General features: G+C 64.2%; 21 protein-coding genes and 1 pseudogene. 16 read left to right on the forward strand and 6 right to left on the reverse strand.

Translation table 11 applies throughout. The annotated features are described in order from the left end of the window. The 3 genes from ATI53_RS13815 to ATI53_RS13825 form a co-directional block, all read right to left on the reverse strand. Positions 1–176, reverse strand: a 176-nt coding sequence (locus tag ATI53_RS13815) for a transposase (RefSeq protein WP_146609927.1), incomplete at its 3' end; no start/stop codon positions are given. 81 nt (positions 177–257) lie between these two features. Further along, positions 258–569: a carboxymuconolactone decarboxylase family protein gene (locus ATI53_RS13820; protein ID WP_009505385.1), complete on the reverse strand. Its 312-nt coding sequence runs from the start codon at positions 567–569 to the stop codon at positions 258–260. Positions 570–580: 11 nt separating this feature from the next. Next, positions 581–1,279: a cyclic nucleotide-binding domain-containing protein gene (locus ATI53_RS13825; RefSeq protein WP_111550643.1), complete on the reverse strand. Its 699-nt coding sequence runs from the start codon at positions 1,277–1,279 to the stop codon at positions 581–583. A 253-nt stretch (positions 1,280–1,532) separates the two neighbouring features. On the opposite strand from ATI53_RS13825, the gene ATI53_RS13830 reads away from it, so the two are divergent. The 10 genes from ATI53_RS13830 (at position 1,533) to ATI53_RS13875 (ending at position 14,915) form a co-directional block, all read left to right on the forward strand. Further along, on the forward strand, positions 1,533–4,256 hold the full coding sequence (locus ATI53_RS13830) for a nitrate/nitrite transporter (protein ID WP_111550644.1): 2,724 nt from the start codon (positions 1,533–1,535) through the stop codon (positions 4,254–4,256). A gap of 64 nt (positions 4,257–4,320) precedes the next feature. Further along, the gene (locus ATI53_RS13835) at positions 4,321–8,079 is read left to right on the forward strand and encodes a nitrate reductase subunit alpha (protein WP_111550645.1); all 3,759 of its coding nucleotides are present in this window, start codon (positions 4,321–4,323) and stop codon (positions 8,077–8,079) included. Further along, positions 8,076–9,602, forward strand: a complete 1,527-nt coding sequence (narH, locus tag ATI53_RS13840) for a nitrate reductase subunit beta (protein WP_009505381.1) — start codon at positions 8,076–8,078, stop codon at positions 9,600–9,602. Before ATI53_RS13835 ends, narH begins: the two co-directional genes overlap by 4 nt. A gap of 2 nt (positions 9,603–9,604) precedes the next feature. After that, on the forward strand, positions 9,605–10,306 hold the full coding sequence (gene narJ / locus ATI53_RS13845) for a nitrate reductase molybdenum cofactor assembly chaperone (RefSeq protein WP_034452910.1): 702 nt from the start codon (positions 9,605–9,607) through the stop codon (positions 10,304–10,306). A 1-nt stretch (position 10,307) separates the two neighbouring features. Then, a complete protein-coding gene (gene narI, locus ATI53_RS13850; RefSeq protein ID WP_009505379.1) occupies positions 10,308–11,093 on the forward strand; it encodes a respiratory nitrate reductase subunit gamma in 786 nt (261 codons plus the stop codon). 5 nt (positions 11,094–11,098) lie between these two features. Then, a complete protein-coding gene (locus ATI53_RS13855) occupies positions 11,099–11,893 on the forward strand; it encodes a peptidylprolyl isomerase (RefSeq protein WP_009505378.1) in 795 nt (264 codons plus the stop codon). Between the two features lie 20 nt (positions 11,894–11,913). Next, positions 11,914–12,483, forward strand: coding sequence for a hemerythrin domain-containing protein (locus ATI53_RS13860; protein WP_111550646.1), 570 nt, complete (start codon positions 11,914–11,916; stop codon positions 12,481–12,483). After that, positions 12,473–13,105, forward strand: coding sequence for a carbonic anhydrase (locus ATI53_RS13865; RefSeq protein ID WP_111550647.1), 633 nt, complete (start codon positions 12,473–12,475; stop codon positions 13,103–13,105). Before ATI53_RS13860 ends, ATI53_RS13865 begins: the two co-directional genes overlap by 11 nt. Next, a complete protein-coding gene (locus tag ATI53_RS13870; RefSeq protein ID WP_111550648.1) occupies positions 13,102–14,382 on the forward strand; it encodes a molybdopterin molybdotransferase MoeA in 1,281 nt (426 codons plus the stop codon). Before ATI53_RS13865 ends, ATI53_RS13870 begins: the two co-directional genes overlap by 4 nt. A gap of 11 nt (positions 14,383–14,393) precedes the next feature. Then, entirely contained in the window at positions 14,394–14,915 is a 522-nt protein-coding gene (locus tag ATI53_RS13875) for a DUF2478 domain-containing protein (RefSeq protein WP_111550649.1), read from the forward strand. A gap of 128 nt (positions 14,916–15,043) precedes the next feature. Here the strand turns inward: ATI53_RS13875 and ATI53_RS13880 are convergent, their stop codons facing one another. Beyond that, a complete protein-coding gene (locus ATI53_RS13880; RefSeq protein ID WP_111550650.1) occupies positions 15,044–15,373 on the reverse strand; it encodes a rhodanese-like domain-containing protein in 330 nt (109 codons plus the stop codon). On the opposite strand from ATI53_RS13880, the pseudogene ATI53_RS13885 reads away from it, so the two are divergent. Together ATI53_RS13885 and ATI53_RS13890 are read left to right on the forward strand one after the other, a co-directional pair. Further along, a pseudogene (locus ATI53_RS13885) lies at positions 15,336–15,782 on the forward strand (YcbK family protein); the annotation flags it as partial. The gene ATI53_RS13880 and the pseudogene ATI53_RS13885 overlap by 38 nt on opposite strands. Continuing rightward, entirely contained in the window at positions 15,779–16,036 is a 258-nt protein-coding gene (locus tag ATI53_RS13890; RefSeq protein ID WP_111550651.1) for a hypothetical protein, read from the forward strand. The pseudogene ATI53_RS13885 and the gene ATI53_RS13890, both read left to right, overlap by 4 nt. A 178-nt stretch (positions 16,037–16,214) precedes the next feature. Here ATI53_RS13890 and ATI53_RS13900 read toward each other — a convergent pair whose 3' ends face one another. Next, on the reverse strand, positions 16,215–17,573 hold the full coding sequence (locus ATI53_RS13900) for a sensor histidine kinase (RefSeq protein WP_111550652.1): 1,359 nt from the start codon (positions 17,571–17,573) through the stop codon (positions 16,215–16,217). Beyond that, positions 17,570–18,229: a response regulator transcription factor gene (locus tag ATI53_RS13905; RefSeq protein ID WP_111550653.1), complete on the reverse strand. Its 660-nt coding sequence runs from the start codon at positions 18,227–18,229 to the stop codon at positions 17,570–17,572. The genes ATI53_RS13900 and ATI53_RS13905 overlap by 4 nt, the downstream gene beginning before the upstream one ends. A 145-nt stretch (positions 18,230–18,374) precedes the next feature. On the opposite strand from ATI53_RS13905, the gene ATI53_RS13910 reads away from it, so the two are divergent. From ATI53_RS13910 to ATI53_RS13925, 4 genes are read left to right on the forward strand one after another with little or no spacing between them, the layout of a single operon-like run. Continuing rightward, a complete protein-coding gene (locus tag ATI53_RS13910) occupies positions 18,375–18,692 on the forward strand; it encodes a PepSY domain-containing protein (protein ID WP_009505369.1) in 318 nt (105 codons plus the stop codon). After that, positions 18,685–20,208 carry a ferredoxin reductase family protein gene (locus ATI53_RS13915; RefSeq protein ID WP_240778633.1) on the forward strand — a complete coding sequence of 508 codons (1,524 nt, stop codon included), beginning with the start codon at positions 18,685–18,687 and terminating at the stop codon, positions 20,206–20,208. The genes ATI53_RS13910 and ATI53_RS13915 overlap by 8 nt, the downstream gene beginning before the upstream one ends. Continuing rightward, a complete protein-coding gene (locus ATI53_RS13920; protein ID WP_111550654.1) occupies positions 20,205–20,585 on the forward strand; it encodes a hypothetical protein in 381 nt (126 codons plus the stop codon). The genes ATI53_RS13915 and ATI53_RS13920 overlap by 4 nt, the downstream gene beginning before the upstream one ends. 38 nt (positions 20,586–20,623) lie before the next feature. Next, positions 20,624–21,094, forward strand: coding sequence for a DUF2271 domain-containing protein (locus tag ATI53_RS13925; RefSeq protein WP_009505366.1), 471 nt, complete (start codon positions 20,624–20,626; stop codon positions 21,092–21,094). The last annotated feature ends 2 nt before the right edge of the window (positions 21,095–21,096 follow it).

Genomic DNA, 21,096 nt, shown 5'->3' on the forward strand with positions numbered 1-21,096 from the left:
CAAGCGCGGCGATTGCTCATGCGGTGGAACGTGCTTTCGACGCCGCAGGCTTGGCAAACATGGCGATCCCCGAACCTGACGCGGAAGATATGCTCAAGGCAGGCTTCATCATCCGGGAAGCGCTTAAAGAACTCGCGGACGCTAAAGTCGGGGGATGCTGATTTGCTCTTTTCCATGCATCATAGATAGCAAATCGCCTTACTTGCGTCAAGGGGATAAACCCCTTTCTTTTTGGGGTCAGCCCGCTTCCCTGAACGTCAATCCTTGATGTCTTCGATCCAGGTCTTCGCGGCGACGGCACGAGGCAGGCCAAGCGGGCCGATGGCCAGCATCGCCACCTGCATGATCGCCTCATTCTCAATCCCCTCCGATCTGGCGCGCCGGGTGTGGGAATGGACCGCGCCTTCGGAGCCCGCGCCAATCGCGAGGGCGAGCTTGACGAGGCGCTTCTCGCGCTCTGTCAGGGGGCCGCAATCGGCCGTTGCCTTGCCCAAGGCAGCATAGGCCTTCCAGACATCGGGATACTCCTCGGCGAGGTCTCCGGCGGCGCCAGGCATGGATTTGGTCATTTGTTTGTCCTTCACATTGAAAAGTCATCAATTAGCGGGTTGGGTTTTGCGAAACGCTCGAGATCGCCCTGATTGCCGATGGTGATACGGCTGCCGGTCACTGTCACACCATAGGGCTGCAGGCCCTTGAAGGCGCGGCTGAGGTTTTCAGGGGTCGTGCCCAGCACCGAAGCCAAGCGGCGCTTTTCGAAATCGAGCTCGAAAACAGCCCTGCCGCCAGCGCGCTTTTGTTGCCTGAGTAAGTAATTCGCGAGCCGCTCGAGTGAAGTTCTGAGTTTCAGATCCTTCTGCGACTTGATCACGGAGCGATAGCACTGCGCCAGCTCGGTGACGATCGCACGGGCAAAGTTGCTGTCAGCGTCGAAGATCGCGCGCACGTCCTGACTGGGGATCAGCGCGATCCGGCTCTTCTCCAGCGTACGGGCTGACATCAGGTAGGGCGCATCCTTGATGGTCGCCGCAAGAATGAACGTCGAAATGGGGCGGACAGTTGCCATGCTGGTATCCCGGCCGTTCCAGGCGGAGAATAGATCGACTGAGCCGGACAGGACGATGTGAAGAAAATCGCTCGGCTCACCTTCAGTGATCAATTCGATCTGCGCGGGGAAATTCTGCACGTAAGCACCCCGCATAAGGGCAGTGAAATGCGCATCCGCCATTTGCGAGAAGAGATCGAGTTTTCGAATATCCCGGTATTCTGAATCGGGCATGTTTCCCCCCCCCTTTCGACGCTTAACAAATTTCAGCAAATCAATTGATAAATGTCAAATGCCGAGTTGACCTGCGCTGAACAAGCCTTGATCTTTCGCGGCGCACGGAATGACATATTTGTATAAGGCACTTATTTCATTATTCTTTTCCAAATTTCGTGATCTAGATCAAGTCATGCGCGCCGCTCTGCCGTCAGGTCTGGCACTGAACCCCAGGCAGGGGTGACAGCACTTTTCTTGCCGGAGACCCTTCATGCAGACCGTAGCAACAGCCTCGCGCGCCGATCAGACGCGCGCCTTGAGCCTGAGCACGATCGCCTTCACCGCCTGTTTCGCGGTCTGGACGATCTTTTCCATCATCGGTGTCGCCATCAAGGCCGAGCTTGGCCTGAATGACACCCAGTTCGGCCTGCTGGTCGCCACCCCGATCCTGACCGGATCGGTCACCCGCCTGTTTCTCGGCGTCTGGACCGAGAAATACGGCGGGCGGCTGGTGTTCTCCAGCCAGATGATCCTGACAGCGCTGGCCACATGGGCACTCACGCTGGCGGACAGCTACATCATGTACCTGATCGCAGCACTTGGCATTGGCCTCGCAGGCGGGTCGTTCATCATCGGCGTGGCCTATGTCAGCCGCTGGTATGACGCGGGCCATCAGGGCACGGCGCTTGGTATCTTTGGTGCGGGCAATGTCGGTGCGGCGGTCACCAAGTTCGTCGCGCCTTTCGTCATGGTCGCCTACGGCTGGCACGGTGTGGCCTATGTCTGGGCGGCGGGCCTTGCCATCATCGGCGTGCTGTTCTTTCTGTTGGCCAAGGACGACCCGGAACTGGTCGCGCGGCGCAAGTCCGGGGCCAAGGCACCCAGTCTCGCGCAGCAATTCGCACCGCTCAAGAACCTGCAGGTTTGGCGCTTCTCGCTCTATTACTTCTTCGTCTTCGGCGCGTTTGTCGCGCTGGCGCTTTGGCTGCCGCACTACCTGATCGACGTCTACGGCATCGACGTGCGCTTCGCGGGCATGGCGGCTGCGTCCTTCAGCCTCTCGGCCTCACTGTTTCGGGCCTATGGCGGAGTTCTCTCGGACAAATTCGGGGCGCGTAAGGTCATGTACTGGACCTTCGGCTTCTCGCTGCTGTTCCTGTTCATGCTGAGCTATCCGCCCACGGATTACGTCATCCAGGGCAAAGATGGCGCCATTGCCTTCTCAACCGAGATGGGTCTGTGGCCCTTCATCGCCACGCTTTTCGGCTTGGGCTTTTTCATGAGCCTCGGCAAGGCGGCGGTATTCAAGCATATTCCGGTCTACTATCCGAACCATGTCGGCGCAGTCGGCGGCCTAGTGGGCATGATCGGCGGCCTAGGCGGCTTTGTTCTGCCCATCGGATTCGGCGCGCTGCTTGACCTCACGGGCATCTATACCTCGTGCTTTGTGCTCCTCTTTGCGCTGGTCGCCATCGCGCTGACATGGATGCACCTTTCGGTACGGGCGATGGAGCGTGCAGCCCATGGCGAGGTTCTCGACCAACTGCCGCAACTGCCCGAGATGCAGGAGGTTCACCACCCCGAGCACACGGCCGTGGCACGCGTCCTAGACGATTGGCGGCCCGAAGACGCGCAATTCTGGGACGAAAAGGGCCGTGCCGTTGCGCGCCGCAACCTCTGGATCTCGATTCCGGCGCTGCTGCTGGCGTTCTCGGTCTGGATGGTCTGGTCGGTCGTCGTGGCGCGCCTGCCTGCCATCGGATTCGACTTCACCCCTGGTCAGTTGTTCTGGCTGGCGGCACTGCCCGGGCTGTCGGGGGCCACGCTGCGCATCTTCTACAGCTTCATGGTGCCGATCTTCGGCGGGCGGCTCTGGACGACACTATCGACCGCCTCTTTGCTGCTTCCAGCCATGGGTATTGGTTACGCTGTGCGGAACCCGGAGACGCCCTACCTGATCTTCCTCGTGCTGGCGCTGTTCTGCGGCTTAGGCGGCGGCAACTTCGCCTCCTCGATGGCCAATATCGGCTACTTCTTCCCCAAGGCCGAAAAGGGGAATGCGCTGGCGCTGAACGCGGGTCTTGGGAACCTCGGTGTCTCGGTCATGCAGTTTCTCGTGCCTATCGTCATCACGGCGGGCGTGTTCGGCGCGCTTGGCGGCCAGCCGGTGACCATGTCCGATGGCGGTCAGCTCTGGATGCAGAACGCAGGCTTTGTCTGGGTGCCCTTCATCGTTGCGGCCACCGCCGCCGCTTGGCTGGGCATGAACGACATCGCGGACGCACGCGCCAGCTTTGCCGACCAGGCGGTGATCTTCGGACGCAAGCAGAACTGGCTGATGTGCATCCTCTACACCGGCACCTTTGGCAGCTTCATTGGGTATTCAGCCGGCTTCCCGCTGCTGACGCGGCTGGCCTTCCCGGATGTGAACGCGCTCAACTACGTGTTCCTTGGGCCGCTGGTCGGTGCGCTCAGCCGCGCCGGAACCGGCTGGATCTCGGACAAGTTCGGCGGTGGTCGCGTGACCTTCTGGACCTTCGCGCTGATGATTGTGGCCACCTTCGGCGTGATCACTTTCCTCGGGCTTGGATCGTTCATCGGCTTCTTCGCCTGCTTCATGGCGTTGTTCTTCCTGACCGGTGTTGGCAATGCCTCCACCTTCCAGATGATCCCGGTGATCATGGGACGTGAAATTCCGCGCCTGATGCCGCAGTTGGGCGTCGAGGAACGCAAGCGGCAGATCGCGATGGAATCCGGGGCCATCGTGGCCTTCACCTCGGCGATCGCGGCTTACGGCGCCTTCTTCATCCCCAAGGCCTACGGGACGTCCATCGCGATAACCGGGTCCGCCGTGGGGGCGCTCTGGGGCTTCCTGATCTTCTACGTCATCTGCGTCGTCATCACCTGGGCGGTCTACACGCGCCCCGGCGGGCTTCTCCACGACATCGAACATGGCCGCACACCGCAGGGCACCGCAGCCCAGCCCGCTGAATGATCCAATTGAATCCCCGGGCGGCGCAGTCCGCCGCCCGCACCCAGACACCCGAAAGGACAGCCCAATGACCCATCTGCTCGACAAACTGAACTTCTTCCAGAGCAAGGAACTGGAGCAATTCTCGGACGGTTGGGGTCAGACCACCCGCGAGAACCGCGACTGGGAGGACACCTACAGAAACCGCTGGCGGCACGACAAGATCGTCCGCTCGACCCATGGGGTGAACTGCACCGGGTCCTGTTCGTGGAAGATTTACGTCAAGTCCGGTATCGTCACCTGGGAGACGCAGCAGACCGATTATCCACGCACCCGGGCGGGGCTGCCCAACCACGAGCCGCGGGGTTGCGCGCGCGGCGCGTCCTACAGCTGGTATCTCTATTCCGCGAACCGGGTGAAGAATCCGCTGATCCGGGGCAGCCTGATGCGCGCCTGGCGCAAGATGCGCGAGACGATGACGCCGGTGGCGGCCTGGGCCGCGATCCAGAACGATCCGATCCTGCGTGCCTCCTATACCAAGACGCGCGGCAAGGGCGGGTTCGTGCGGGCAAGCTGGGACGAGGCGACCGAGATCGTCGCCGCCGCCAACGCCTACACCGCGAAAACCTGGGGGCCCGACCGGGTGTTCGGCTTCTCGCCGATCCCGGCCATGTCGATGGTCAGCTACGCCGCCGGCTCGCGCTACCTGTCGCTTCTGGGCGGCACCTGCATGTCGTTCTACGACTGGTATTGCGACCTGCCGCCGGCCTCGCCGCAGACCTGGGGTGAACAGACCGACGTGCCGGAATCGGCCGACTGGTACAATGCCGGCTTCCTGATGCTATGGGGCTCGAACGTGCCGCAGACCCGCACGCCCGACGCCCATTTCTACACCGAGGTTCGCTATCGCGGCACCAAATCCGCCGTGGTCAGCCCCGACTATTCCGAGGCGGCCAAGTTCGGCGATATCTGGCTGAATCCGCAGGCGGGCACCGACGCAGCGCTGGCGATGGCCATGGGCCACGTGATCCTGCGCGAATTCCATCTGGACCGGCAGGCCGAGTATTTCGAGGCGTATGCGCGCAAGTACACCGACATGCCGATGCTGGTGCGGCTGGATGAAAAGGACGGGCATCTGGTGCCGGGCCGCATGCTGCGCGCCGACGATTTCGACGGCAAGCTGGGCGAGACCAACAACCCCGACTGGAAGACGGTCGCCTATGACGAGGCCTCCGGCAAGGTCGTGGCGCCAAATGGCTCGATCGGCTTCCGCTGGGGCGAAGAGGGCAAGTGGAACCTCGAAGAGCAGGCGAAAGGGACAGCGGCCAAGCTGCGCCTGAGCCAGATCATGGATGGCGACCACGACGAGGTCGTCGGCGTCGATTTCCCTTACTTCGGCGGTGCTGCCACGGGCGATTTCGTGAAATGCGATCACCCTGAGGTACTGACCCGGAACATTCCGGCGCGACGCGTGAAACTGGCCGACGGATCCGAAGCGCTGGTTACCACCGTGTTCGACCTGTTCTGCGCCAATTACGGTCTCGACCGGGGCCTTGGCGGTGACTGGGTGGCCAAGGATTTCAACGACGACAGCCCGTATACCCCCGCATGGGCCGAAAAGATCACCGGCGTTGCGCGGGAGAAGATCATCGCGGTCGCTCGCGAATTCGCGGGCAACGCCGAAAAGACCCATGGCAAGTCCATGGTCATTCTCGGGGCCGGTCTGAACCACTGGTACCACATGGACATGAACTACCGCGGCATCATCAACATGCTGGTGATGTGCGGCTGCATCGGGCAGGAAGGCGGCGGCTGGTCGCATTACGTGGGCCAGGAGAAACTGCGCCCGCAGACGGGCTGGCAGCCGCTGGCCTTCGCGCTCGACTGGAACCGCCCGCCGCGGCACATGAATTCGACCTCCTGCTGGTATGCCCATACCGACCAATGGCGCTACGAGACCCTACGCGCCGGTGAAATCCTGTCGCCGACGGCACCCGAAGGCGACTGGGACATTTCGCTGATCGACTACAACATCCGGGCCGAGCGGATGGGCTGGCTCCCGTCCGCCCCGCAGCTCAAGACCAACCCTCTGGAGGTCTCGAAGGCGGCGAAGAAGGCCGGCAAGGAGATCAAGGACTACGTCGCCGAACAGCTGAAATCCGGCGATCTGGAAATGTCCTGCCAGGATCCGGACGCCCCGGAAAACTGGCCGCGCAACCTGTTCGTCTGGCGCTCGAACCTGCTCGGGTCTTCGGGCAAGGGACACGAGTATTTCCTCAAGCACCTCCTGGGTACCGATCACGGCGTGATGGGCAAGGACCTGGGCGAGGAAGGCGGCGTGATGCCGAAGGAAGCCGTCTGGCATGACGAGGCGCCGAAGGGCAAGCTCGACCTGCTGGTCTGCATCGACTTCCGGATGTCCACGACGGCGGTCTATTCCGACATCGTCCTGCCGACCGCCAGCTGGTACGAAAAGGACGATCTCAACACCTCGGACATGCACCCGTTCATCCACCCGCTGCAGGCGGCGGTGGACCCGGCCTACGAGTCGAAGTCGGACTGGGAGATCTTCAAGTCGATCGCCCGCAAGTTCTCCGAGGTCGCGCCCGAGGTGCTCGGCGTGGAAACGGACATCGTCCAGCTTCCGCTGCTGCACGACACGCCCGGCGAACTGGCGCAGGCCCATGTGAAGGACTGGAAGAAGGGCGAATGCGACCTGATCCCCGGCAAGACCGCGCCGAACTATATCGCGGTCGAGCGGGATTATCCCAACCTCTACAAGAAGTTCACCTCGGTCGGTCCGCTGCTGGAGAAACTCGGAAACGGCGGCAAGGGGATCACCTGGGACACCAAGGTCGAGGTCGGCCATCTGCGCGACCTCAATGGCGTGGTGCAGGACGAGGGTGTCTCGAAGGGGCACGCGAAGCTGGAAACCGCCATCGACGCGGCGGAAATGATCCTGATGCTGGCGCCCGAGACCAACGGCGAAGTGGCCGTGAAGGCGTGGGAGGAACTCGAAAAACCCACCGGCCGCCATCATGCTCACCTGGCCGAGGGCGCGCACCATACCAAGATCCGCTTCCGCGATATCGCGGCGCAACCGCGCAAGATCATCTCGTCGCCCACCTGGTCGGGGATCGAGAGCGAGGAGGTCTGCTACAACGCGGGCTACACCAACGTCCACGAGTTGATCCCGTGGCGCACCCTGACGGGTCGCCAGCAGCTCTATCAGGATCATAAATGGATGCGCGCCTTTGGCGAGGGCTTCGTCAGCTACCGCCCGCCGGTCGACCTCAAGACCATCACCGCGGCCGTCAACAACGACGCGGCCGAGGGCAGCCCGCACGTGGTGCTGAACTTCATCACACCGCACCAGAAATGGGGCATTCACAGCACCTATACCGACAACCTGCTGATGCTGACGCTGAACAGGGGCGGACCGGTGGTCTGGATGTCCGAAGTGGACGCGCAGAAGGCGGGCCTTGTCGATAACGACTGGGTCGAGGCCTACAACACCAACGGCGCGTTGACCGCGCGGGTGGTGGTGTCCCAGCGGATCAAGCAGGGCACTTTGTTCATGTACCACGCTCAGGAAAAGATCGTGAACACGCCAGGCTCGGAAAAGACGGGCAATCGCGGTGGCATCCACAATTCGGTCACCCGCGCAACGCTCAAACCAACCCACATGATCGGCGGTTATGCGCAACTGTCCTACGGGTTCAACTACTACGGCACCGTGGGCAGCAACCGCGACGAGTTCGTGATCGTGCGGAAAATGAAGAAGATCGACTGGCTCGACAAACCCGCAAGCCGGTCCGCAACCCAGAACGTGGAGGCAGCGGAATGAGAGTTCGTGCGCAAATCGGCAAGGTCCTGAACCTCGACAAATGCATCGGTTGTCACACCTGTTCGGTTACCTGCAAGAATGTGTGGACGACGCGCGAAGGCGTTGAGTACGCGTGGTTCAACAACGTCGAGACCAAGCCCGGCACCGGCTATCCGACCGACTGGGAAAACCAGAAGCGCTGGAACGGCGGCTGGGCACGGTCCGCCAGCGGCAAGCTGCATCCCAAGCAGGGATCGAAGTGGCGGATTTTGGCGAACATCTTCGCCAACCCGTCGATGCCCGAGATCGACGACTACTATGAGCCATTCGATTTCGACTACGACCACCTGAAATCCGCCCCCGACATGACCGCGTTCCCTACCGCGCGCCCCCGATCCAAGATCACCGGCGAGCGGATGGAGAAGATCGAGAAGGGTCCGAACTGGGAGGAAATTCTGGGCGGTGAGTTCTCGAAGCGGTCGGCCGACTACAACTTCGAGAACGTGCAGAAGGAGATCTATGGAGAGTACGAAAATACCTTCATGATGTACCTGCCGCGGCTCTGCGAGCATTGCCTCAACCCTACCTGCTCGGCCTCCTGCCCCTCGGGTGCCATCTACAAGCGCGAGGAGGACGGCATCGTCCTGATCGACCAGGAGAAATGTCGCGGCTGGCGGATGTGCATCTCAGGCTGCCCCTACAAGAAGGTCTATTACAACTGGGATACTGGCAAATCCGAGAAATGCACCTTCTGCTATCCGAGGATTGAGTCCGGCCAGCCGACGGTTTGCTCGGAAACCTGCGTCGGCCGTATCCGCTATCTGGGCGTGATCCTTTATGACGCCGACAAGATCGAGGCGGCGGCCAGTGCCGAGCGTGAGACCGATCTCTATGGCGCGCAACTGGATGTGTTCCTCGACCCAAACGACCCCGAGGTGATCGCCGCGGCTCGCCGCGACGGTGTGCCCGAGGACTGGATCGAGGCGGCGAAGGTCAGCCCGGTCTGGAAGATGGCGATGGACTGGAAGGTCGCCTTCCCGCTGCATCCCGAATACCGGACGTTGCCGATGGTCTGGTACATCCCGCCGTTGTCGCCGATTCAGAACGCCGCTCAAGCAGGGCAGATCGCGATGAGCGATCAGATGCCCGACGTGCGGTCTCTGCGCATCCCCGTCAGATACCTCGCCAACATGCTGACGGCGGGGGACGAGGAGCCCATCGTGCACGCCCTCGAACGCATGTCCGCGATGCGGCTCTATATGCGGGCGCTCAGCGTGGATGGCGTGCGGGACGAGGCGATCGCCGCCCGTGTCGGCATGTCGGGCCGGGTGATCGAGGACATGTACAAGATCATGGCCATCGCCGATTACGAGGACCGCTTCGCGATCCCCACGGCGCACCGCGAGCAGAACGAACATGGAGCCGACATACGGGGCGGCTGCGGCTTTACCGACGGCAACGGCTGTTCCACCGGTGAGGCCGGCAAGACCACTTTGTTCGGCGGCAAGAAAAAGAAATTCGCCCTTCCGCAGGAGACCTTCTGATGATGGACCGCACACTCAAGGCCCTGTCGCTGATCCTGAGCTATCCCTCGCGGGAGCTTCAGGAGGCCATGCCCGAAATCGGGGGCGTCATCGCAGCCGATCCCCGCATCGCCGCCGACACACGAGCTGCGCTGCGCAGGTTGGCCGACGGCTTCGCAAAGGCCGACCTCTACGACCTGCAGGAAAGCTATGTGATGCTCTTCGACCGGTCGCGGACGCTGTCGCTCAATCTCTTCGAGCATGTTCACGGCGAAAGCCGTGACAGGGGCGGCGCCATGGTCAGCCTGATCGAGACCTATCGGGCGGGCGGGTTCGAACCCGCCACCTCGGAACTGCCGGACCACCTGCCGGTGTTGCTGGAATTCCTGTCGACGCGTCCCTTCGCAGAAGTGCAGGAAACTCTGGCGGACGCGGCGCATATCCTTGATGCTCTCGCGGCCCGGCTTGTCCGGCGCGACAGCGGGTATGCTGCCGCGTTCGCCGCTCTTTCCCAGCTCGCCGACATGCAGGCCGACGCCGAAGCCGTGGCCGATATGCTTGCCCAGCCCGATGATGACCCGACCGACCTCGCGGCGCTTGATGCCGTCTGGGAGGAAACCGAGGTTACATTCGGCCCCGATCCGAACGCAGGTTGCCCGCAAGTCCGCGACATGCTCGCGGCGATGGACAGACCGACCCCGAAACCATTGAACAGGAGCGCATGACATGTTCGGCGACTTCGACATCAACTTCGTCATCTTCGGGGTCATGCCCTATGTCGCGCTGACGATCTTCCTCGTGGGGTCGATCGTGCGCTATGAACGGGACCCCTTCACCTGGAAAAGTTCCTCGAGCCAGCTCTTGCGCCGCAAGCAGCTGATCTGGGGCTCGATCCTGTTCCATGTCGGCATCCTGACGGTATTCTTCGGCCACCTCGTCGGTCTGTTCACACCGGTCTGGGTGCTGGATGCGATCGGCATTCCCTATGTCCTCAAGCAGTGGATGGCGGTCATCATCGGGGGTCCGGCGGGCATCGCGGCCCTGATCGGATCGACCATGCTGCTTCACCGCCGACTCGTGGATCCGCGCATCCGGGTGACATCGAGCATTCCCGACATCCTGATCATGGTCCTGATCTGGCTGCAGCTGGCCATCGGCCTGCTGACGATCACCCAGACGCTGCAACACATGGACGGGTCGGAAATGGTCCGCTTCATGACCTGGTCGCAGAGCGTGGTCAGCTGGAACATCAACGCCTGGGTCACGGTGGTTGACGTGCACTGGCTCTACAAGCTGCACATCTTCCTCGGCCTGATCATCACGGCGCTGTTTCCCTTCACGCGGCTGGTGCACATCTGGTCGGGATTTGCCGCTCCGTTCCGCTACCTGCTGACGCGGCCGGGTTACCAGATCGTAAGATCGCGTCGGCATCGCCCGCTCGAAGACCGCCGCCGCGCCTATGACAAGGTGCAAGCCAAGCGCGGTCCCACCGCCACGACGCCAGCGGAGTGAGCCAGATGAATGTGGCCCTCTTTCCCGATGTCGTCGTGAACGGCGAAACCATCCCCTCGGCGGCAATCGCCGCCGAGGCCCAGAACCACACTGGCCCGAAGGACAAGCCGGGCATCGCATGGCGCAAGGCGGCGCAGGCGCTGGCCATCCGCGCACTGCTGTTGCAAGAGGCGAAGCGCCGGGGGTTGACGCCCGACCCGCTGGAACTGGCGCCAAGCCGCTTCGAGACCGAAGACGACGCCCTGATCCGTGCCCTTCTGGATGAAGCGCTGGAAATCGAGCCGATTGCCGAGGACGCGGTTCGTGCGGAATGGCAAAAGGACCCCGACCGTTACCGATCCGCGCCGCTCTGGGACGTCTCGCATATCCTGTGTGCCTGCGATCCGCGCGACGACGCCGAACGCGCCATGGCCGAGGCACGGGCCGTTGCTCTGCTGGCGCGGCTTGATGGCGACGCCAAAGGGTTCGCCGCCGCTGCGCGTGAAAGCGACTGCGGCTCCAAGGCTTCGGCTGGGCATCTGGGCCAGCTTGGCCCGGGCGACACCGTGCCCGAGTTCGAGACGGCGCTGCGCACCCTGGCTGAAGGCGGCATCAGCCCCGCCCCCGTTCTCTCGCGGCACGGATGGCACATAATTCGCCTGAACGCCATCGCACCGGGTCAGGTTCTGCCGTTTGAGAGCGTCCGACCCAAGATCGCGCAGGCCCTCGAGAAGGCAGCCTGGGCGAGGGCATCTCGGCAATTCGTCGAAACCCTGGCACAGGGCGCACAGATCACCGGCGCAAGTCTTGCGCCGATCTGAACCACGCGAAAGGACGTGTCATGCAACCGTCAGAGCCAATGCTGCGTGGGAGCGGTGATAAACCGACAAGCCCGAGCCTGCTTGCAAATCCTCTGGATTTCATCAGTGAAGACCACCTGCGCGAACGTCAGATTTGCGCAGTGATCGACGGGCTGGCATCGGCAGACGCTCTCGATCGCCAGGCAGCGACAACGGTGCTGCGCTTTCTGAACGAGGAATTGAACGTCCACCTGCGCGACGAAATGGAAGATCTGTTCCCGCTTCTTGCCCGGCGCTGCGCGGAGGAGGATGCGATCGAGGGTGCGATCGACCGGATCAGGGCTGATCAGGATGAGGCGATGCGTCTGTTGCCTGAAGTGCGTGCGATGCTGGCTGGTTGCCTCGACAGGGGGGCCGATCTGACCGCCAAGGAGCGCGCCGTGTTGTCCAGGTTTGCGGGGCACGTGCGCCGCCACCTCGTTGCCGAAAACGCGATCCTCCTGCCGATTGCCCGCGCCCGGCTGACTCGGGCCGATCTGCAGACCCTGTCTAAACACATGCGAACGCGGCGCGGGCTGCCAGATTCCACGGAGACGACCAATGCTGAATGATCTTCTGGCGCGCAACGTGGCTTGGTCGCAACAACGTCACGCCGAGGAACCCGACTATTTCACGCGCCTTGCCGCGCTTCAGGCGCCCGAGTTCTTCTGGATCGGCTGTTCGGACAGCCGGGTTCCGGCCAACGTGGTCGCGGGTCTCGATCCGGGCGAGGTCTTCGTCCATCGCAACGTCGCCAACATCGTTCATTCCTCGGACATGAACCTGCTGTCGGCGCTCGAATTTGCCCTCGATGCGTTGCATGTGCGCGAGATCATCGTTTGCGGCCACTATGGCTGTGGCGGGGTCAAGGCCGCGACCGAGGATCTGCCCCATGGTCTGGCCGATCATTGGCTGGAACCGATCCGGCGCCTAGCCCGCGCCTATGCGGTCGATCTGGGGCGAGAACCCGACCTCGAAGCACAACGCGAGCGGCTGGCCGAACTCAATGTGGTCGAGGGCGTGCGACGCGTCTGCGAAACGCCGATCCTGCAGAGGGCATGGCGCCACGGAGCCGATGTCCGCGTGCACGGCCTGATCTACGGGCTCAGGGACGGGCGCCTGCGAGATCTCGATTGCAGCATTGGGCCCGGGCACTTCCAGGCTGCCCAATCCACACAGGAGGCAGCACAATGACCGTCCATCAAGCCATCGCGTCACCCGGCTGCGGCTGTGACAGTCAGGACATGCTTCAATCGCTGATCAGCATCGACGAGGCGCTTGCCCGGATCGTGGCGCACACTGCACCGGTCGGTCGGACCGAGGCCGTGTCGCTCGACCGCGCCTTTGGCCGCATTCTCGCTCAGCCGGTCCGGTCCCGGTCCATGGCACCGGCTTTCGATAATGCGGCGATGGATGGCTATGCGATCGCGACATCGGCCCTGACTGGCGCCGGACCCTGGGTGCTGCCGGTCGTTGCGCGCGTGCCTGCCGGACAGGCGGTGACGATACCGGTTGCAGGAGCCGTGGCGGCCCGGATTTTCACGGGCGCATCAATCCCGTGTGGCGCGGACGCTGTCGTGATGCAGGAGGACGTCCTGCGTGACGGGGACGTCATTCATCTGTCGCGCCGACCTGAACCGGGTTTGAACATCCGCCGCGCGGGCAGCGACATGACCAAGGGTGCGACCGTTCTGGACAAGGGCCGCAAGCTCGGCCCGAGGGAGATCGCCGCCTGTGCCGCTGCCGGCGCGGGCATCCTGCGCGTCCGGCGGAGGTTGCGCGTGGCCTTGCTTGTCACGGGCGACGAGGTGCGCAGCGCCGGAGGCGCGCGCGAGGCCGCACAGATCTGGGACGTCAATACGCCGATGCTGACGGCAAGCCTTGCATCTGTTGGCGTTGAAATCATTGCTTCAGCCCATGGTGTTGATAGCCTTGCAGGTCTTGTCGACCAGTTGGGCGACATGGCGGCGCAGGCCGATCTTGTCATCACCACGGGCGGCATATCGGTGGGCGAAGAAGATCATGTGAAGCCGACCGTCACGGCATTGGGCGGCGAGGTCCTGTTCAGCGGCGTGGCGATCAAACCGGGCAAGCCGGTGTCGGTCGGGCGCATCGGGAAGGCGTATTGGCTTGGATTGCCAGGCAATCCGGTTTCGGCCTTCGTCACCTGGCAGGTATTCGGAATGGCGCTCATCCGCACCCTGACCGGTGAGGGCACTGGCGGCCCGACCCGCCGTCACGTCGTGACCGCGAGTGCAATCCGCCGCAAGCCCGGGCGCTGCGAACTCAGGCCCGCGACTTTGGCAGGGTTCGATGCCCATGGTCGCGAGATCGTCAGTTTCGAGGATGCCACGGATTCCGCTCGTGTCGGACTGCTTTCCCTGGCCGACGGGTTGATGTTCCTGTCGGCCGACGCCGAGAGCCTGCCAGCCGGTGCGCTGGTCGAATTCCAGCCGTTCTGCCAATCCTGAGGAGTCCAGATATGAAACTTGCCTACACGATGGCGCCGGGGCGCGGCGATACCGACCTGGTTCTTGAACGGCTGGCAACCGACCTCGCGGCTCGCGGTCTCAGATGTTGCGGCACTGTCCAGATCAACAGCGAGCGCTGTGATGCCGGCCCCTGCGACATGGACGTGCGAGTGTTGCCCGATGGTGCCATTCTGCGCATCAGTCAGGACCTCGGCCCGCAGGCGCGGGGGTGTCGCCTCGACCCAACCGCGCTGGAAACGGCGGTCGGGTTGGTCGCGGCCGATCTCTCATCCGGGGCGGACCTCCTGATCGTCAACAAGTTCGGCAAACACGAGGCCGAGGGGCGAGGGTTCCGCAACGTGATCGCCGAGGCGGTCGCGATGGATATCCCCGTTCTTGTCGGCCTCAACGCGCTCAACCGACCGGCCTTCGAGACTTTCGCGGAAGGGCTGGCGATCCAGCTGCCGCCAGAACATGCTGCGCTGATGGCGTGGGTAGATGAGGTGACAAAGCCAGCGGAGGAACTGGTCTGAGATCAGCTGACGCGCGCGACCTCGCGCCCTTCCTGCGGGAGTCCCCCTTCGAGCCGACGCGCATTGAGACCATGCCTTCGGAGCGCAGCGACGACCTAGTGGGCAAAGACGCAATAGGGGCCGCGGCATTAGGCAACGATCTCAACGTCCGGCGCAAGTGAGGGGAGAAGCTCCTCCAGCTGCGCCAGTGTCGCGTTCAGCGCGCCGGGAATGTGCCCTGCGGCGTATTCGTCTGCCGGTATCACGTTGAGTGCGTAGCCTGCGGCGAACCGTGCGGCGAGGCCCGTACGGCTGACGGGTTCGGGGGTGTCCTCGCCGCCCGAGAGGCCCCGCAGGATGCGTTCGACCAGCGCGAGGTTTCGCTCGATGACGATGTGCAGGAGGTCCATGGGCTCCAACGACTTCGCGTCGGGCGACTGATCGGAACACCTCGACGGCGCCGCCTTCGACATCGGCATGGCGAACCACGACCCCCTGGCCTTCGAGGCGGCGGCGCGAGAGGTCGGGTTCCTCGGCTTCGGTTTCTACCCGCGCTCGGGGTTCATCCATGTCGATCTCGGGCCCGCACGTCAGTGGGGCGAGCGGTTCCCGGTCCGGGCGACTGCCTTCGCGGAAGAAACGCCGCCCGCGCGCGAAGTGCTGGCCGACAGCCGCACGATGAAGGGGGGTGGCGCGGCAGGCGTAGCCACGCTGGGCGCTGCCGGGGTGGAGGTTGCGCAGAGCGTTCTGGCCGAGACCCAGACCGCGATTCTGCCGCTGGTGCCGTATCTCGATACGCTCCGCTGGGTGTTCATCGTCGTGGCACTCGGTGGCATCGCGGTCACGATCTACGCGCGTCTCGATGACTGGCGCAGGGGGCGGCGGTGATCGCCAGGCTGGTCACCGGGATCGCCACGAGCCCGTGGATGCGGGCGGCGCTGCGCTACGGCGTCACCGCCCTCGCGATCCTTCTGTTCCTGCTGGCCCTGCGTCGCTCCGGGGAGCGAGCGGGACGCCTCGCCGAACGTCTCGGAACCTTGGAGAAGACTAATGATGTCCAACGCCGGATGCTGGATGCGGCGGCTCGCCGTCCTCGCGATCGAAACGAGCTTGCTGACCGGCTGCGCGACGGGCGCTTCTGACGGCGGTGGGCCAGGGGCGTGTCCGCCGGTCGTCGAGTACAGCCGGGAGTTCCAGGCGCAGGCAGCAGACGAGCTGGCTTTGTTGCCGGAGAACTCGGCGATCGCGGAAATGCTGAGTGACTACGCTGTTATGCGGGAGCAGGCGCGGGTGTGCTGATGTTTCGGCGCCTGCCTCCAACTACGCGTCGCGCCTCGCAGGAGGGTCCTGGCCATCGGTCGGCAACCTGAGCGACGCCTGGAAACCGGAAGATGCACCCGGACGCGGCGACTCCAGAACGAGCGAGCTACCGATCCGGTCCGCAATGGCGGCGACGATGGCGAGCCCGAGCCCGCTGCCGTCGGCACTCGCGTTCGCCCGTTCGAAGCGCGCCGTCAGGCGGTCGAGAGTGTTGAGTGGCAGGACCGGCCCGTCGTTCGCGACGGAAAGCAGCCCGTCGGCGGTCAACGCAACCTGGACCGTCGAATTCTCGGCTCCGTGCCGGAGCGCGTTTTCCACGAGGTTGCGGCACAGGATGGCGAAGGCGTCGGGGTCGATGTCGGACATGACGGCTGTACTCGGCAGCGTCAGCGCGATGCGGTCCTTCGTGCTGGCGCGCTCAAGATCGTCCACCACCACGCGGGCGACCGCCCTCAGGTCCCCGCTCCGGTCCATCCGCAGCCGCCCGCCTTCGGCCCGTGCAAGCTGCATGAGGCGTTCGGAAATCCGGGTCAGGCGCTTGAGCGTCGCCTCGATCTCTGCAGCGCGCGCTTCGGTAACGGGCTCGCTCGTTTCGGAGCGAAGCCGCTGCGCCTGCGCGATGGCGCCTGCCAGCGGTGTCCGCAACTCGTGAGCGGCGTTGGCGGCGAAGCTGCGTTCGGCCTCGAACGCCTCACGAAGTCTGGCCAGAAGGCTGTTCAGGGTTTCGGCCAGCGGGCCGATCTCCGTCGGCAGTCCTTCGGCGGGAACCTCCGACAGGTCGCGGGCGCCGCGCGCTTCAAGACGCGACCGAAACCGGCGCAGGGGATCGAGGCTGAAGCGGACCGCCAGGATGATGGCCGCAAGCGCGACCGGCAGGACGACCAGCAGGGGCAGGCCGAGGCCCATCCGGATCTCCCGCGCGACCGACGCGCGATGGGCCAGCGGCTCGGCCACGGTGATCCGGATCGTGTCCTGAAGCGCCGCGTCGCTGTAGAGCCGGTGGGTGGCGGTCTGCCGAAACCCCGGACCGTCCCAAGGCGGGAACACGGCAGGGTCGGCCGCATGAGATTGCAGCAGGATGCGTCCCTCGCCATCGCAGACGATGTAGGTGAAGAGCTCGTCATGCTCCCGGATGGGCGCGAGCCGCTGCGTCACCCCCTGATCTTCCCGCCCGACGATGTCGGTCACTGCAAGCGGCAGGATGCGTTCCGCCGTCTCCCGCAGGGCGCTGTCGAAGACCTCGTCCAGCTCGCCCCGCACGATCACGGCCGTCACCGTCGCCGCCAGCAGCCACAGCACCGTCAGCGCGAGGCCAAGCGACAGGCCGAGTCGGCCCTGAAGGCTCGTGGGCCATTTCATGGACGGCCGAGCCTGTAGCCCATGCCGCGCTCGGTATCGATGACCGAAGTCCCGAGCTTCTTGCGCAGGCGGCTCACATGGACCTCTATGGTGTTGCTCTCCACCTCGGCGTCGAAGGCGTAGAGCTTCTCCTCCAGCTGCGACTTGGACAGAAGCTGACCGGGGCGTGCGAGGAAGGCTTCGAACAGCGCCCATTCCCTTGCCGTTAGTTGGACCGGCTTGCCGTCGCGGTGCACGCTGCGCGCGGCGAGATCGATGTCTAGCGCCCCATGGGTGAGGATCGGGTTCGGGTTGCCGCTGTAGCGTCGGGCGACCGAGCCGATCCGGGCCGATAGCTCAGCGAGGTCGAAGGGCTTCACGAGGTAGTCGTCAGCGCCCGCGTTCAGCCCCTCGATCCTGTCCGACACCTGGTCGAGTGCGGTCAGAATGATGACTGGGGTCACGTCGCCCCTCGCGCGCCGGCCTTTGAGGAAGGTGATGCCGCGCCCGTCCGGCAGCATGAGGTCGAGCAGAATCAGGTCGTAGGAGGTTGCACCCATCGCATCGCCCGCCTCATCGAGCCGCGTGACCCAGTCCACCGACTGGCCATCGGCTGCGATCTGGTCGCGCACGGCCGCGCCGAGTGTCGTGTCGTCCTCGATCAGCAGTATGCGCATGGTCGTCCCCGTCCTGTCCCGATGACCCTCCATGATCCGTCTGACTGACGCTAAGCTGAAGCCGATGGGCCAAGCCCCTTCAGGCTGCCGTCAGCTTCGCCGCGCATGAAGTGCATCAAGAGGCGAGCGACGAGGAGTTTGGCCCATGAAGAAGACATTGACAATTCTTGGCTTTCTCGCCGTCTTCCCGGCCGGCGTCGCACTGGCGGACGACGACTGCTTCGTGCCGATGGCCGATTGGCAGCCGCGCGACGCCGTCGCCCGGCTGGCCGAGGGCAACGGCTGGACGGTGCGCCGCATCAAGATCGACGACGGCTGCTACGAGATCGACGGCAGGGATGCCGAAGGGCGCGCGATCGAGGTGACGGTCCACCCGGCCACGCTGGAGGTGTTCGAGATCGAATACGAGGACGACGAGGGCGATCGGCGCGACCGGAACCGAGAGGGAGGCGACGATGACTGATGCAGTGCACCGCGCCGGTGATGTCCCGGCGCCCGGCTTTCCGACACTGCCCCGGCTTCCCGTCATGTCGCCTCTGCCCATGATGGGCCCGTTGCTGGTGGCGCTGCCGTGCCTGCTGGCGGCACTGCTCGGGTTCAACACCTATGCGCCCTATGGCGCGGATGCGGCGCTCGGCATTGCCGTTGGGGCCGCGGCGGTTGTCGCAATGGCGCAGACCTTGATCCTCGCCGCACGGCCGCCTCTGGTGGAGCCATTGTTCGGTGGACTCGACCGCATGTACCGGGTCCACAAATGGCTGGGCATCTCCGCGATGGTCCTGATGATTTTGCATCAGCAGATCGAGCCGGACTTCGAGCGGACGGTTCGTGAAACCGGCCTTGGAGGACTCGGCGCGGAGGCGGGCGAGCTCGCCTTCAACGCGCTTCTCGCGCTGATTGCTGTCAGCTGGTTCCGGCGGCTGCCCTTCATAGGGCTTGAAATCCCCTATCAGATCTGGCGGTTCAGCCATCGTTTCATGGGCGCCCTGTTTGCCATCGTGGTCTTTCACCAGTTTTTCGTCGACATGCCGACAGGGGTAGATCCATCGCTCTCGATGCTTCTCAACACATTCGGCATCGCTGGAGTCGCTGCGTGGATCTTCACCGAGTTGGTCGCCCCGCAGCTGCGGCGTCGGGAATTCACCGTGAGCGAGATCAGCCATACCGGTGACACCACCACACTGAAGCTCAGCCCGAAAGGTCGGGCCATGCGGTGGCGTCCGGGGCAATTTGCCTTCGTCCGCGCGCCGGAGGCTGGACTGTCCGAGCCGCACCCTTTCACGATCACCAGCGCCCCGCGTCCTGACGGCGCCCTGACGTTCTCCATCCGGGCGCTGGGCGGCTGGACGCGGAGTCTTCCCGCGACCTTGCGGACCGGGACGCGCGTGCAGGTCGAGGGCCCGTATGGGCGGTTCGACTTCCGCAAGGGTGGTGCGCGCCAGATCTGGCTCGCCGACGGCATCGGCATCACGCCCTTCCTCGCCTGGGCGGAAAGCCTGACCGAGGCCGAAAGGCGCGACATTCATCTCGTCCACTGCGTTTGGACACAAGAGCAAGCGATCGGGCTAGAGACGCTGCGCGCTGCGGCCGCCCGCAACCCGAGGTTCAGTTTCGAGGTGGTCGTCACGACGCGCGATGGCCGGCTCACGGCCGAGCGCCTGATCAGCGCGGCGCCGTTCGCGGGCAAGGATGCAGATCTGTGGTTCTGCGGCCCGACCGGCCTGAAGGACGGGATCCTCAAAGACAGGACCAGATGCCGCGGCGGGTCCGCTTCGAGCAGTTCGAATTCGCCTGAAAAAGGCCCTGTCACATCGCCACGCCAGCCGTGTGGCTCTCGCCTGCGCCTTTTGGCCCCGCTCTCACCGGCGGGGCCTTTTCTTCCTGACGGCAACCTGAAGCGGAAATCGCTGCGCCGTCAGCAAGCCCTCAGGTCGGTTCTCCAGATTGTCTTCAGCAGACGAAAGGAGACCCTGCCATGAAGAAGACCCTGACATTTCTCGCCGCGTCCACGGCGCTGACCGTCGCGATCGGCGTCCCCGCTTGGAGCGCGATGCAGGCCCCGTCCGACGGCGTCCTTCGGCCGGTCGCCGCGCTCTTCGATGACGCCGCGCAAGCTATGCCGCTCGTTCTCGCAAGTGACGATGATGGCGACGACAACCGCTGGCGGGACGGCTCGCATCGCCGCCACGACGGTGACGATGACGACGATGACGACGATGACGAAGACTGCGACGACGATGACGACGACGACGATTGCCGCGGTGGCGCTCGCAATCCCGCGCGCGCGGGCACGGTCGCCCCTCCGCAGAACGGCCTCTTCGGGAACGGCGCCCCTCCGCAGGTTCAGGTGAACTGAGCCGCTTCGCAGCCCCTCTCCGAACAAGGATCCATACGATGAAATCGCTTCTCGCAACGCTCGCGCTGACCACGGCGCTGACGCTTCCCGGCCTCGCCATGGCGCGGTCGGTGACGCTCACCACGACCCTCAACAATTATGGCGGCGACGGGGCCTACCTCGCGCTCTACGTCACCGACGCCTCGGGCGCCTATGTCGGCAGCCTGTGGATGGCTGGCGGCAAATCCAAGTACTACGAGCATCTGAGCGACTGGTACCGCGCCACGGGCGGCGACACCGGGCAGGTCAACGGCATTACCGGCGCCAGCGTCGGCGCGGGCCGCACGCTTGAGATCACGCTTGACCTGGCCGACGCGCTCTTCGACGCGGGCTACACGCTCCACATCGACGCGGCCGTCGAGGACATGCGCGACAGCCCGAACGAGGTGGCCGTGCCGCTCACGACCGATGGCGCGGGCACGCCGGTGGCCGGCCGCCGCTACATCGCCAGCTTCGACTGCGACATGTGAGG

The sequence above is a fragment of the Salipiger aestuarii genome, assembly GCF_003259905.1.
In the GTDB taxonomy this organism is placed as follows: Bacteria; Pseudomonadota; Alphaproteobacteria; order Rhodobacterales; family Rhodobacteraceae; genus Salipiger; species Salipiger aestuarii.